The sequence below is a fragment of the Clostridioides sp. GD02404 genome, from assembly GCF_045898275.1.
Classification (GTDB): Bacteria; Bacillota; Clostridia; order Peptostreptococcales; family Peptostreptococcaceae; genus Clostridioides; species Clostridioides difficile_A.
In genome coordinates this window covers 23,433-38,200 of the sequence record NZ_JBJOCA010000011.1, presented here as the reverse complement: position 1 = coordinate 38,200, position 14,768 = coordinate 23,433, and the positions used below count along the sequence as shown (strand labels likewise).

13 protein-coding genes are annotated in these 14,768 nt (G+C 27.6%); 3 read left to right on the top strand and 10 right to left on the bottom strand.

What is annotated here, in order from left to right; genetic code table 11:
• Positions 1–4: 4 nt before the first annotated feature.
• From Q3287_RS08455 to Q3287_RS08410, 10 genes are all read right to left on the bottom strand, one after another.
• A complete protein-coding gene (locus Q3287_RS08455) occupies positions 5–940 on the bottom strand; it encodes a D-aminoacyl-tRNA deacylase (protein WP_223152932.1) in 936 nt (311 codons plus the stop codon).
• A 71-nt stretch (positions 941–1,011) separates the two neighbouring features.
• Positions 1,012–1,563, bottom strand: a complete 552-nt coding sequence (locus tag Q3287_RS08450; RefSeq protein WP_054268930.1) for a helix-turn-helix domain-containing protein — start codon at positions 1,561–1,563, stop codon at positions 1,012–1,014.
• A gap of 226 nt (positions 1,564–1,789) precedes the next feature.
• A complete protein-coding gene (locus Q3287_RS08445) occupies positions 1,790–2,281 on the bottom strand; it encodes a hypothetical protein (protein WP_021382913.1) in 492 nt (163 codons plus the stop codon).
• Positions 2,282–2,309: 28 nt separating this feature from the next.
• Entirely contained in the window at positions 2,310–2,870 is a 561-nt protein-coding gene (locus tag Q3287_RS08440) for a 5' nucleotidase, NT5C type (protein WP_407963867.1), read from the bottom strand.
• Positions 2,871–3,021: 151 nt separating this feature from the next.
• Positions 3,022–4,179: an SAM-dependent methyltransferase gene (locus Q3287_RS08435; protein ID WP_223152931.1), complete on the bottom strand. Its 1,158-nt coding sequence runs from the start codon at positions 4,177–4,179 to the stop codon at positions 3,022–3,024.
• Positions 4,180–4,215: 36 nt separating this feature from the next.
• On the bottom strand, positions 4,216–5,154 hold the full coding sequence (locus Q3287_RS08430; RefSeq protein WP_407963866.1) for a hypothetical protein: 939 nt from the start codon (positions 5,152–5,154) through the stop codon (positions 4,216–4,218).
• An 86-nt stretch (positions 5,155–5,240) separates the two neighbouring features.
• Positions 5,241–5,933 (bottom strand): metallophosphoesterase, encoded by a 693-nt coding sequence (locus Q3287_RS08425; protein WP_054268926.1) that lies wholly within the window; start codon positions 5,931–5,933, stop codon positions 5,241–5,243.
• A 109-nt stretch (positions 5,934–6,042) separates the two neighbouring features.
• The gene (locus Q3287_RS08420) at positions 6,043–6,855 is read right to left on the bottom strand and encodes a GTP pyrophosphokinase family protein (protein WP_054268925.1); all 813 of its coding nucleotides are present in this window, start codon (positions 6,853–6,855) and stop codon (positions 6,043–6,045) included.
• A gap of 50 nt (positions 6,856–6,905) precedes the next feature.
• Complete coding sequence (locus Q3287_RS08415) at positions 6,906–7,817, bottom strand: MBL fold metallo-hydrolase (protein ID WP_407963865.1); 912 nt, start codon at positions 7,815–7,817, stop codon at positions 6,906–6,908.
• Between the two features lie 40 nt (positions 7,818–7,857).
• Positions 7,858–8,607 carry a YkgJ family cysteine cluster protein gene (locus Q3287_RS08410; protein WP_407963864.1) on the bottom strand — a complete coding sequence of 250 codons (750 nt, stop codon included), beginning with the start codon at positions 8,605–8,607 and terminating at the stop codon, positions 7,858–7,860.
• Between the two features lie 88 nt (positions 8,608–8,695).
• Here Q3287_RS08410 and Q3287_RS08405 point away from each other — a divergent pair, with 88 nt between their 5' ends.
• The 3 genes from Q3287_RS08405 (at position 8,696) to Q3287_RS08395 (ending at position 14,674) form a co-directional block, all read left to right on the top strand.
• On the top strand, positions 8,696–8,947 hold the full coding sequence (locus tag Q3287_RS08405; protein WP_054268922.1) for a hypothetical protein: 252 nt from the start codon (positions 8,696–8,698) through the stop codon (positions 8,945–8,947).
• Positions 8,948–9,172: 225 nt separating this feature from the next.
• Entirely contained in the window at positions 9,173–9,592 is a 420-nt protein-coding gene (locus tag Q3287_RS08400; RefSeq protein ID WP_407963863.1) for a hypothetical protein, read from the top strand.
• Positions 9,593–9,616: 24 nt separating this feature from the next.
• Entirely contained in the window at positions 9,617–14,674 is a 5,058-nt protein-coding gene (locus Q3287_RS08395; RefSeq protein WP_407963862.1) for a DUF4132 domain-containing protein, read from the top strand.
• The last annotated feature ends 94 nt before the right edge of the window (positions 14,675–14,768 follow it).

Sequence of the window (14,768 nt, the reverse complement as noted above, 5' to 3'; positions counted from 1 at the left end):
ATAGCTACCATATAGGTAAATCTTTTGGATTTTTTAATATTTTATGTTTAAATACAGGTACATTAAGTTTTTCACCTAATTTACGACATTGCTCTTTATAAGTACCTTTTAATTTATCATGAAAAACTATACCATCAATTCCACCTTCAATACTATTTACACACTTCTCTAATTTTTCAAATCCAAATTCATCATCATACATCCCACTTACAATCCACTGATTTGGCAGTACATGTCCAATTGATATGTTATATTCTTTATTTTTTATAATATCTGCAAAAGATTTTTCAAAATGAACCCCTCCAACACATAATAAAGTTTTTAAAGGTTCATCATTATCAAATACTCTAACCAGTGCTTTTGCTAATACTTGTATTGCCATCTTATTATTAAAACTATCACTACTACTTCCTATCTCTATGTCTAACATAGGTACAGAATATTCTGTAATTAGTTTAGATTCTTCGCCATATGTTGTGCCAGACCAATGGGTTGCTTCTGTTAATGTAGTAAATTCATCAAGTGAAGTTTCATTTTTTATATCTTCAATTGCATTAATTATGTTTTTAAAGTATCTTGGGTTAGAATTTCCAAACTCTCCTGTTGGTACATCTCCAATTGTATGAGCTGTTAAAATCTGCTCTGGAGCATTTTCCCCCTCATGCCAATTTACAACACCTGCAAAATTATAATCTTTGAAATATTTATTTAAAATTGGCAAGTAATATTTGTAATTATGACTTATTACATCTTTTGTCTTTACAAACTGAAATAAATTATTGTCTTTATCTGTAAATTCTAATACAAAACTTTCATCAATGACAATATCACTTTGCTTTAAATCCATCATTTCCTCACAACATTTAATCACACTATTTGCTACTGGGTCTTTCTTTAAATCATTACAAAAGAAAAAGACAGCTTTTTTGTTAATCATCATAAATCACACTCCTATTATTTAATCTCATACCTAAAAGCATCTAAATATAACTATATACTTCACCAAATTATTTATACATAATATACTACCATGCTCATTTTAGCTATACCCTTACCTGAGTTTCTATATATATGTGATACATCTGCTTTAAATCTTATAGAATTTCCACTACACACAACATAATCATCTCCATTTATTTTGATGGTTACCTCACCACTAAAAACAGTTATAAACTCTTGTGTCCCTGGAAGTTCAGCATTTGAATCTAAATTTCCACCCTCTTCTATTTCAATCATAAATATTTCGAATCTTCTTTTAGAATCAAATGGAAATATCGGATAACTTATATATTTTCCATCATCCTCAATAAAATGGTCCACATCACTTTTTTGAACCAATTCTATATCACTTTCCTGTCTCTCCATCAATGATGTAAATGAAATTTTTAGTCCATTAGTTATTTTCTTTAAAGTAGATATAGTAGGATTTACCTCACATTTCTCAATTTGGGACAACATACTCTTACTTACTCCACTAAGTTGAGCAATCTTATCTAAACTAAGGTGTTTTTCTTTCCTTATTTTTTTCAAATTTTCTGAAATTATTTCATTTAAATTTTGCATAAATTCTCCTCCTGCTATACTAAGCTAAAAATAAATCATTTAGTTGTTTAATACATTTAGTAACTCAACTCTATTTTTTCCATTATACTGTACATTATGTTTAATATACATTACTTTTTTAATAATGTAAATAGTTTTCTGAAACTTTGTGAAAATGTACAAATAAAAAAACTAGTAACCAATGTTTTTACAAGGCTACTAGTTTTTAACACCATACGATTCCATTTTAACTATAAAACTTAGATGCACCTATAAGCTGTCTTTTAGAAACAATCTTAGCTAGGTTTGCTAATGAAGAAATTTTTATATCTTTAAAAGAAACTAAAAATACAAACTTAAAATCGGTAAATTCTTGATTTATATTGTATATATCAAAATAACATCTCAAATTATCAAATAAGTAATTTTCTTGTAAATCTGCTTCTATCTCATCAGTAGCATCTTTTAAATAAGCTCTTACATCTTCAAATAAAACATTGAAATAAGACTCATCTATTTCTTCACCCAATTCTTCTAATATTTCTTCTATATCTAAATCATCCATATCAAAAGAATTTCCTGTCAGTTGACAATCAAACACTAATATGTTTTCTTGATTTATAGTATTTGATATATCTTGTACATATTCAAAGTCTGGACGTAATTCTAAAATATCTTTTACTTCACTGCTCTTTACATGAATCTTTCCTTTTCTATTTTCAAGTTTTAAATCTATCATATGCTCCCCCTTTCGATTTACAAATCTTTTAAACACTTTGTTTTATAATTTTTTCAATATCTATCCAATTATTAACTCTAACTATATTTTGATGTATAATATCTTTATTATAGTTAGTATCTAGAAGTATTACTTTAACTCCAGCATCAGCTAATTGTACCGAGTTTAAAGGATTATCTTCTATAAATATATCACAACTCAGCTCTCTTGCCTTTTCAACTTTATAATCACTTCCTAATAAGTAAACATCTATATCTGAAAATCCTTGTCTCGATAGCCAGTTTTTAGTTACATCAGTTAAACACTCATGTCTAGCTGTTACAAAAGATAACTTATGTCCTTTAGATAATGTGCCAATTACCTCAGTAGCACCCTCCACAATCTTTGCTTCATCATATGAATGTATATACTTATTATTAAATTCTGCATATACATCTCTTATCCCTGAACCATATAATTCTTCCCAATTATGTGTTATACACTCTGCTTCAGTTATGTTTTTATTAAAAATATCATTTAGGTATGGAAGAAAATGATAAGGGCTTGTTATTGTTCCATCTATATCAATACATATATTTAATTTGTTCATTTTTACCTCCATGTAACGTTTATTGATTTGATTAATCACATATTATAGCACAGCTTTAATTATAAATCAAAACTCTGGATATGACTATACCTATATAATACCAAAAAGCTTGCATATTTAAGCAAGCTTTTTGTGAATTTTACATTTTTAACTAATATATAAGTTTTTCTAAAGTTGGTTCAACTCCAAATTGAGCTTTAAGCTCTCTATATTCTTTTAATGCTTTTTCATTATTTGTTTTAGTTTTTATTGCTCTTATCATTAAATTTTTTGGTGTATCGAGTGGAGATATGTATTCTACTACAGAAGTATCATATCCATTGCCTTCTAATAACAAAGTTCTTAGACCATCAGTTATTAAATCTGCAAATCTAGCTTTAAATACTCCATGTTTTAATATTGGTTCCATAGATTCATATTTATATTGCCCTAATAATTCCTTATGGCAACATGGTACTACTACTATAGCTTCGGATTTTGCCCTAATTCCTAGACCTATTGCCATATCTGTTGCTGTATCACAAGCATGTAGACTTATCACAAGGTCAACATCTCTATTTGGTGTATAATTAGTCAAGTCCTCTTTTATAAACGACATATTTTTATATCCTAAGTTTTTAGCCATATTTCTTGATGCTTCTATAACTACATCTGAATAGTCTATTCCTATAAAATAACAGTTTTTCTTTAGCACTTCTTTTATATAAAAGTTTAAAACAAAACTTAGATAAGATTTACCACAAGCACAATCCAAAATTGTTATACAGTCTTTATCCTTTATTTCCTTTAGAATACTATCTATTAATTCCACAAAATGGTCTATCTGATTGTACTTTCTTATTTTATCATTTTTTATCTTACCATCTTTTGTAAGTACCCCAATTTCTTTTAAAAGTGCATTTGCCTGTCCTACTTTTACATAATAATCTCTGTTTTTTATTTGAGATGCTGTGAATTCATCTATTTTAGGTACTTCTTCTATGTTGTCTAGATACTTTACATTTACCTTCTTATTATCGCCTTCGATTACAACAATAGTTCCTCTCTCAATATATTTAAATACTAAACTATCATAGTTCTCTGCTTCTTTAGAAATATTCTTAAGCAATTCATTAAATGTATATAAATCTGATTTTCCTTTAAAATTAAATTTATACTTATTATCTTCCTCTGTTGCCACTCCTTTAAATTCTTTTCTTCCAGATTTAAAAATCACTTCTAACTCAATAAAAAAATCCCTATTATCAAGGTTTCTTTGAGTAATCCCCATAAAAAACATATTTAGTTTTCCAATACTCTGCTTATTCATCTTAATCTCCCTTTTAACTTATATGCTTAATTCTTATTAATCAATACTATTTGTTTCTGCTTCATTTATTTCTTCTTTTAAATCATTCAATCTATTTTTAAAACTTTCTATCTGCTTATCTGACAAGTCAAGATACTCAGTTATCTTCCCTATATATTTAGGGCTTTTAGTATTTATTAACTTTAAAGCACTTTCCATAGATTTTTCTCTAAGTTCATATGCTTTCTTTACATCATCTCTAGCATTGCTCAATGTTTCTGTATACTCTTCCTTAGAAAGTTCTGGAATCTGCATATTTTTATACTCTTTTACAACTTCTTTACACTTATCTCTAGCATTTGTAACATCTTTTTTTATACTAGACAATTTAGTTATATTTTTTGCTATGTCCTTAGTGTAAGGTATACATTCTCTCATTGGAACCAAAGCTACTCTTTCTATATTATAGATTTCTTTCTTAAAAATTCCTATACTTTCTATATCTATTTTTTTTATATCTTCACTATTTTTTTCTTTGTTCGTTTGATTACTACTTTCTTTTGTTGTATTTTCTTGTTCTTCTGATTTATCATTTGCTGAAACATTATTCTCTGAATCGCTATTTTCTTTTAAATTCGTATTCTCTTCATTACTTTTGTTATTTTGTTCATTTTCATCTTGTTTACTATTTAATTCTTTATTATTTGATTCTTCTTCATTATTTACCTTATTCTGTTTTAAATCAGTACTTTCTTTTTCATTAAAATTTGATACATACTTTTCATCATACGTCTCATCGGAAATATAATTGTGATAATACATAGATTCTTTTATCTTATTAAGTCCACTCATATAAATATTACTTATCATTATTGTTGTAGCTAATACCACATAAATACTACTGTAGATACAAGACCTCTTAAAATTCTTGTAATTTCTGAATATCACTACTAAAGGAATAAGATATAAAAATATAAAAACTAATATCCACCTCATAAGTCGTGTCTCCTTTCTCAAAACCGAAATCCCTCAAATATTTATTTTTAATCATGTATCTTATAGTATTTACCAATTTATGTTTTTTAATCGTTAACTTTTATTAATTTAAATTCTGTATAGTCACAGGATGCTAATATATATTCTACTCCATTTCTAATTCCCTTTAATCCCATTTTAAAAGATTCTTTTCCATGTAAATGACCATAAATCACTTTCTCTACGTTATATTCTTCAAATAGCTTTGTAAATAAAGATTCTTCTAATTTATCATTTGTAGGAGGATAATGAGTAATCACAATTATTTTTGAGTGACCTCTTTTGCGAGCAGACTCTAATGATAATCTAAGTCTATTTTCTTCCCTTTTATAAACTTTCTCATCAGTCTCATCAAATTTGACATCATTAGGGCATATCCAACCCCTACCACCACAAATTGCATAATCTTTATATTCATAGAAATTTGTCTGAATGAAACTCATGTTTTCGTATAATTTATTTAAACTTGTAACAGTTGTCCACCAATAATCATGGTTTCCTTTTATAAGTATTTTCTGTCCTGGAAGTTCGCTTATTATATCTAAGTCTTTTTTAGCTTCTGATAAATTAATTCCCCAAGATGTATCTCCTAATACTAAGACTAAATCGTCTTCCTTAACAACTTCTTTCCAGTTATCTATAATCTTCTTTTCATGACCATCCCAATTACTTCCAAAGATATTCATTGGCTTATTGACTGATGTTGAAAAATGTAAATCACCTATAGCATATAAACTCATAATATCATTCCTTTCTTGATTACACCAAATAGGCTGTCTCTTTTTAGAAATTATTTTCCATTAAGAGGCAGCCCCATTAATATTTAGCAAATTTTCTATAAGTAGCTTTTTATTGAACTACTTTATCATCTACCTTAGTATTTTTATATTGCTCCAGTAATATATCTATTTCTTGTTTTAATTCCAATATCTCGGTTATATTTTTATCTGTTTCAGTTCTATCCAATTTTCTTTGATACTGCATAGCTTTGTGTGTGTCCCCTAAGTCATATAATTCTTGTATTCTATTTAGAGTATCTCTAATAGCTATAGATTTCATTTGATACATAGCCTGAGCTTTCATTATGTCCTCTCTTATTTCACTCATTTCTTGGTCTAAAAGAAAGGCAGCATCAGATGCTCTTCTAAGTCTTTCGGCAAGAGTCTCAGGTATGTAATGGTCATATTTATATTTTAATGAATGTTCTATTGTAGCCCAGAAATTCATTGCAAGAGTTCTTATTTGTATCTCACATATAATTTCCTTTGAACCCGCAATTGAGTTTATAGGGTATTTTATTATAACATGATAGCTTCTATAACCACTATCTTTGTAATTTGTAATATAATCTTTTTCTCCTATTATAGTCATATCATTTCTTACTTTTATCAAATCAACTATAGCATATATATCTTCAACAAACTGGCACATTATTCTTATACCAGCAATATCATCAATTTCAGTTTCTATATCTTTTGCATTTATCCTTTTTAATTTAGATATTATGGAAGATATTTTTTTTGTTCTGCCTGTAACAAACTCTATGGGAGAATATTCACCTTTTGCTAAATATTCTTTTCTTATATTTTTAAATTTTATTTTTAGCTCTTCTACTGCATGTTCATAAGGCGCTAGTATTTCATTCCATTTTTCGTATTCCATATTGCTCACCCTTTATTTGTTTTTTATGACCTTCTTTATTTTATCATAATTTATTTTGTTTTTGTATAGTAAAGCAATTCCCCATTCTCCAATATATATCCTATTTCTCCTAAATCAACTAAGTAACTTATAACAGATACTAATGAAGATTTAAAAAAATGATACTCTTTATAATTATTGCTTAAATTATTGTTATTTATAATGTTTTTTAATAAAATTTCTAAAGATTTAGGCTCTTCAAGTAACTTTCTTATTTGATATAGATATTTTTTTAGAGCATTTAAATGTTTTTCGATTAATTCATGAGAATCTTCCTTTGATATTACTTGCTTGCCATGCCCTAAGACTAAGTATTCAAAATCTATATCTTTTAATTTCTCTAATGAATTTATTTGTTCTTGTATATCATATAAAAACAAGAAATCATATTTTGATAGAATTTCATCTCCTATCAATAAATCTCCAACAAAAATTACCTTATCCTTTGTCAAAACAGCGACACTTCCAGGTGTATGACCTTGAAATTCAATTATATCAAACATTTCATTATTTAATTTAAGCTTACCAGCTTCTATAGATTTATCTATTTTTATATCATCCAAAAGTTTATTTTTTAAAATATTATCCATAAATACATTGCTCTTTCCCCCGACAATATACTTTGAAAATAGTTCTGGATTTTCTATATATAATTTATCGTATTTTGATGACATTATACACACATCTTTATAATACTCTTTAAATTGATTACATGCTCCATAGTGGTCATCATGACCATGAGTGTTTATAATATATTTAACTTGTATTTCATTTTCATCTAAAACTTTATTTACTCTCCTAGGTCTTGAACCACATAACCCTGGGTCTATCATAAGTGCTGTATTATCTTCAAATACATATATTCCTGTATTTGTGCCACCTTTTATAAAAAAGGTATTTCCTTTTACTTTTGTAAGATTCACCTTCTTCACCTCATTTTGACAATATTTATGCTACAATTTATTACTTACTAATATGAGAATCTACAAGAACAATCCTTTTTATTCTATCAATAGTTCTTCTTCTTATTTTGTACTCTTTAGATATCCTTATTTTTACATTATATGATAAGCCTCTATAAAGTAATGACTCTATAAAATATTCAACTATCCCTCTATCTCTAAAATCTATATCTATGAGTCCATTAGAATAAATCTTTGAATCTAATATCATAAGTTTATCAGAAAAACTTAATCTCTCAGATTTACTTAAATAATCCTTGTCTGGAACAAAGCTATCACAGTAATCTATTCTATAGTTTACTACTTCATCATTTATTTCAAATCCATATTGTTTCTTCATCAATACTTTATAATCGTTATTTTTCTTAGTGACATTATCTAAATTTTTATTATAGTCCTCTTTTTTCCAATGTCCAAACAGTCTACAATTTAATGGTCTAACTTCATATATCAAACATCTATTATTATTATCTTTAAATGGACATGCATTCTTTCTTGTATACTCTTCAAAGTAGTAATCTAATACCTTACTTATACAACTTCTTTTTAAATCAACTCTATCTTCAAGATAACAAAATATATTCAAAAACTCAATTAAATTTATACCTACTGATTCCATACAACAACTTCCACATCCAGAACAATTTCCTGTTGGCAAAGATTTATATACATCATTTAATTCATCAAAGAGCTCATTTTTAATGGAATAATCTATACAATTTAAAATATCTTTATTTTTTATACTAGTCATTATTATTACTCCTTGTTATAATTATTAAGTTAATACAAACAATTATTATAACATATTTTTAAAATTTAATCGCATAAGGAGGCATTTTATGAATAGATATACAAAAATAATTAATATGATGGGAAGTTATTACACAAAAGACTTTGAGAAAGAAAAAAAGAATGTAATAAAGGTTAGAGAAGTTAAAGAAGATACTGTTAGAAAATTTTTCTTACAAGGTGACTGTGAGGTTCTTGTAGTATTTGAGGATACTGGAAAAGAAATACTTATTGATGACTTTTCTCCTGAAGAAGAAATAAAAAAATATTTAGGACCAAAATTTGTAAATAAAAAAAGATAGATACCAAAAGTAATTCTAAAATTAAAATTTAATAAATGTATGGTTATAATTTTATATACTCATAGTTAAAAGTTATCTTTTATTTCTTTTTTAGACTTTAAGATAGCTTTTTTTCTATTTTTTGTAAAATAATCTCATAATTCACATTAATAATTCACAAAATGATATAATATAACAAATAGATAAATTTTTAAATATATAATTAATGTTTTGCGAGGTGATTTTATGCAAATTTATTTTAGAGTTAAAGCCGTTGGCAAACGTAAACCTATGCTAGAACTTACTCCTTTTGATTTATCTGACAACATCAATTGCCTAAAAGAGGCTATCTCTGAAATTGTATCTAAAAATGTTCTTGAATATAATGAAAAAATCCCAGAAAAATCAATAATAAGCTTCTTAACTAACGAAGAAATTGAATCTCAGGCTGATATTGGAAAAGTTGGATTTGGTTCTATTTATAACGAAAATAAACAATCTGTAGAAAAAGCAATAGAAGTTGCATTACAAGCATTTGAAGATGGAATTTACAAGGTGCTTATAAATGAAGATGTTATTGAAGAACTTAATTCCCCTATAAGTCTAAAAAATGGAGATAGATTTACCTTTATAAGACTTACCCTACTTGCTGGAAGAATGTTTTAAAATAAATAATTTGGAGGTACATAAATGTTGGAACGTACTAGAGTAGAAAAAAATCCTAAAATAATTGAAAATTTAAAAAATAATTTTACTAAATCCTCTTCAAAAAAGTATTATGACTTAGCAAAAGCTCTCTGGGACTGTATAGAAAATAGCTCATACTATTATAGAGACCCTGAAGATAAATTCTTAAATATGATAAAAAAATACTATAATTGCTATTATTATGAGATTAAAAATATAGATGAACTACTTTCTGGACCCTTAAAAAATGCTTTGGAGTTAATACTTACTTCTGAACAAGTAGAAGAACTTTGTCAGTTAATTAAAATAAAGATGGATTATACATATTCAGGAGGCTATTATCGTAAAGGTTATCGCTCAAATAGACTTGTAGATTATTTTAGAAGTATAATTAGATTTATTTCAAACTATGTAGATTTAATTTATTATGATTTCTCAGTTATAGATTATCTTACGCTTCCAAATAAGGTCTTATACTATGACTCTGTAATGAGTGATAAAATAGCACTGGAAATAGATAAAGGTAATCAAGAAATAATCAATGCCTTGGAAGAAGTAATATTTGGAGAGAATCAAACTGCTCTACTTACAAGACAAATGATAATTGGTATTATGAAAAGTCATAGTGAGAAATGCTATGAAATGCTTTCTAAACTTCTTTTGGCAGCTAAGCAACAAGAAGGGCTTAGACAACAAATTGTGGAGAGCTTAGATGAAGGTACAATTCCTGCATCAATATACATGTTAAAAACTATCTTGGACAATAATTTAGAGAGATTTAGTTCTGTTATAAGAGCCTTAGATACATGGACAGGACTTGGTTTTTCAGACCAAAAACCCGGAATAATACGTAAGTGCTTAGAACTTTCATATAAATCATTAACTGATGAAAATTTCCGTACAGAATCAGTTAATAGTGATGATAATCTTGAAATTTATTTTGCTTTATGGTCTACTGCAACTTACAATATATATGACTCTTACTCTCTTATTGAAGATTTACTTTCTTGTCAGGAAAAATATAAAAAACTTGTAGGTCTTTACTTCTTGTCACATACAGAAAGTACATATTTCAAACACTCAATAGCATCTAAAAATATCAAGGGAGATGATTTAGAAATTCTAGCATGGGTAATTAGAAATTTCTATGTAGAAAGTTCTGTTGGCTACTACTATAATTGGCAAAAAAGAGAAACTGACTTTGACCTGTCAAACACTCCAATTGATAAAGACTTTAGTGCTAGAAAAGAACAATTTGAAAATTTAAAACATACTTTAGAAATTTTAAATTCAAAGACTAAATCTTTTTCAGGAAGCGTATTTCCATGGACTTGGATTGAAATTTCTTCTCACGATATACTTAAATGTATGATGACATTAACAGCATACGATATGAATGCCCAATTTATAGACACTCTTATGGAAAATTGTCATCTTATGAGCTCAGACTTAAGAGCTTCACTTATAGTCAACTTTATAAATGAACCAAAAACGGATAGACAACGTGAGTTCTTACTAGAATGTTTAAGTGATAAGAGTGTTTCCAATAGAGAAACTGTATTAAGTCTACTTAGAAAGCTTGAACTAACAGATATAGAGCTAGACAAAATAACCAATCTACTTTCTTTAAAGACAAGCTCTATTAGACAAACTGTAATAAAAATTTTACTTGAACAAGATGATTCAAAATTAGAGAACATCGCTTCCTCTCTTATAAAATCTTCAAATTCACAAAAATGTCTTGGAGGTCTTGAAATTGTAAACTTATTAAAAGACAATACTAATAGACAAAAACTATATAATAAGCTTATTTTACTGATAGAAGATATTGATAAATCTAAAAAGAATACATCTCAAGTTCAAATATTAATTGATAATTTATTAGGTAAAGCAAAAAATGATTATTGTAAAGAAAATGGGTTTGGAATATATAATCCTAAAGACAAGGTTCAAATTCCTGAACAATTTACTTTTAAAGATGATTCTTCTACTCCATCAAAACTTAATAAAATTATTTCAAATATAAGTTTATCTTCAGGTGAAGAATCTATTTCTATATCAACAAAAAAAGAAGCTAAAAAAATTCTTGATACAGACATAAATAAAATAATACAAGTTTATGAAAAATTTGATGAACTTATTACTGAAAATGCAGACTATGAATATGAAGTTGAAAGATGGTCAGGTAATGTAGAAAAAGTACTTTTAGGTTACTCTACTTATAATCTGACTCCTATTAAATATAAGACTTCTAATGATACTATTGATAATTATCCATTGGCAGGACTTTGGAGGGGAATTAGTAAAAAACTCGATTTAGACTACAAATTAATACTTGATATTTTATTTTATAATATAAATACATGTGGATATAATGAAATAGAAAAAAGTTGGTTTTCGTCTATCTATTCAAATGTTCTTGACTATAAAAAACAAAAGAAAATATATGCAAGACTTGATAAATTAAAATTCGATGCACTTACAAGAAGACTTCTAAGAGTTTTACTAAATGAGTTTGACCATAAAGAGATATTTGACTATTGTTTAGATATATATTATAAACTAAGAAATTTATTAACTACAGAACAATGTAAAAAACAAAGAGTTGAATTTACTAAAAACTATTATAGACAAAATGAATACTGCCCTGCTTTGGATGCCCCTATTTTAAATTATTGGCTTGATAAAGCAAATTCATTTATTTATGATGATATTTCTTTTACTAAGTTTTTCTATACTACATTTTCAAATTATCAGTTATTAGAATATAAGTTTCCTTTTTATACTAGCATAGGTGTATTTGCTCGTGCTCATGAATTAGGATTAATGACTGAAGAACAAGTTAATAGAGAAATTATAAGTGGATACAATTCATCAAATATAATAAGAACACTAACAAATCCTAGATGGGCTGGCGACACATTAGAAAAGTATCCTTGGCTTAAAAACAATTTAAAAACTGTTACAAATAGAGTTATAGAAATTGAATCACGTAGAGGTGATATGCCAACAGAAGTTTCTCATCTAGCTAATAACATACAATATTTTGAAGGTATAAATTATTTTGTAAATCTATTAGTTGCTCTTGGTAAAGAAACTTTTCAAAGGGGATATTCATATGGTAACAATTATTCAAAGAAAGATGTTTTAAGTTCTCTACTTAAAAATTGTTATCCTACTAAAGAAGATGACTCAAAAGAATTAAAAAAATTGCTTAAAGACACTGATATTACTGAATTAAGATTGATAGAAGCTGCTATGTATGCTCCTCAATGGGTCAATATAATTGAAAAGTATTTGAACTGGAAGGGTCTAAAGAGTACAATTTGGTACTTCCATGCACACATAAATGAAGGATTTTCTGCACAAAAAGAATCAGAAGTTGCTCTATTCTCCCCTATTTCACCACGTAGTTTTATCGATGGGGCTTTTGATATAGACTGGTTTTGGGATTCATATAAGACCATTGGTGAAGAAAGATTCAATCTACTTTACAAATCAGCTAAGTATATAACTAGTGGTGGAAACTCTCATAGACGTGCACAACTTTATGCTGATGCTACACTCGGTAAACTTGATAAGGACATGTTAATGAAGGAAATTGAAACAAATAGAAATCAAGACAAACTGAGAAGTTTTTCTTTACTTCCTATGAAAAAAGGAGACCTTAAAGAAGCAACTTTCCGTTATGAATTTATCCAAAAATTTGCTAAAGAAAGTAAACAATTTGGAGCACAACGTCGTGAAAGTGAATCAAAAGCTTGTACAATAGCGCTAGAAAATCTAGCTCGAAGTGCTGGTTTTGGAGATGTCAATCGTATGATGTGGGCTCTTGAAACTGAAAAACTAAATGAAGTCTCTCATTTATTTAAACCAAAAGATATTGATGGAACTTCAATTTGGATAGATGTTGATGAAAATGGTAAAGCATCTACTAAAGTCCAGAAAGGTAATAAAGCTTTAAAAAGTATACCAAAAGCCATTGCCAAACATCCATATGTACTTGAACTTAAATCTGTTCAAAAAGATTTAAAGAGTCAGTATTCTCGTGCAAAACAGAGTTTAGAACAAGCTATGAAAAATGAAATAATATTTACAGTTAAAGAAATCTCCAATATTTATAAAAACCCAGTTATCTGCCCTTTGATTAAGAATCTAGTGTGGGTGTGCGATGATAATATTGGATATGTTTATAATGATAAGTCTAAGTTCTTTATTTGCAATATAGAGGGCGAGACTTCTAAATTAACAGCAAAAAATAAATTAAAACTTGCACATCCGGTTCATCTTTTTGAATCTGGTAAATGGAGTGAATTCCAACATGACTTATTTAATAAGCAAATTGTTCAGCCATTTAAGCAAGTATTCCGCGAGTATTATAGAATAAATAGTGATGAATTATCTGAAAAAACTATATCTCGTAGATATGCTGGGCACCAAATCCAGCCAAAGAAAACTGTAGCACTTCTTAGAAATCAGCTTTGGACTGTTGATTATGAAGAAGGTTTACAAAAAGTGTTTTATAAAGAAAATATAGTAGCAAAAATGTTTGCACTTGCTGATTGGTTTTCGCCAGCAGACATTGAGCCACCTACTATTGAAACAGTAGAATTCTTTGATAGAAAAACTTATAAAAGCTTAGAATTGGCTTCAATACCTCCAATTTTATTTTCAGAAGTTATGCGTGATATAGACCTCGTTGTAAGTGTCGCTCATGCTGGTGGTGTTGACCCTGAAACAAGCCATTCTACTGTAGATATGCGTATAGCAATTGCTAAAGAATTGCTATTATTGTTAAAGATTAAAAATGTCAATTTTGAAGGTTCTCATGCTCTTATAGTAGGCAATTTAGGTGAGTATTCTGTACATATGGGTTCTGGTATCGTACATAAAAAAGGAATGGGTGCTTTAAATATACTTCCTGTACATTCTCAAAGTAGAGGAAAGATATTCCTTCCTTTTGCTGATGAAGACCCTAAGACTGCTGAGATTATGTCTAAAATCTTATTACTTGCTGAAGATAATAAGATTAAAGACCCTAGTATTTTAAGCAACTTATAAATATAAGATTTATCTCTAAAACATATTGGGCTTTCTAATTTTCCATGAAAGTCCAATATGTTTTTATATTATATTTTATATGAATTAATTTATA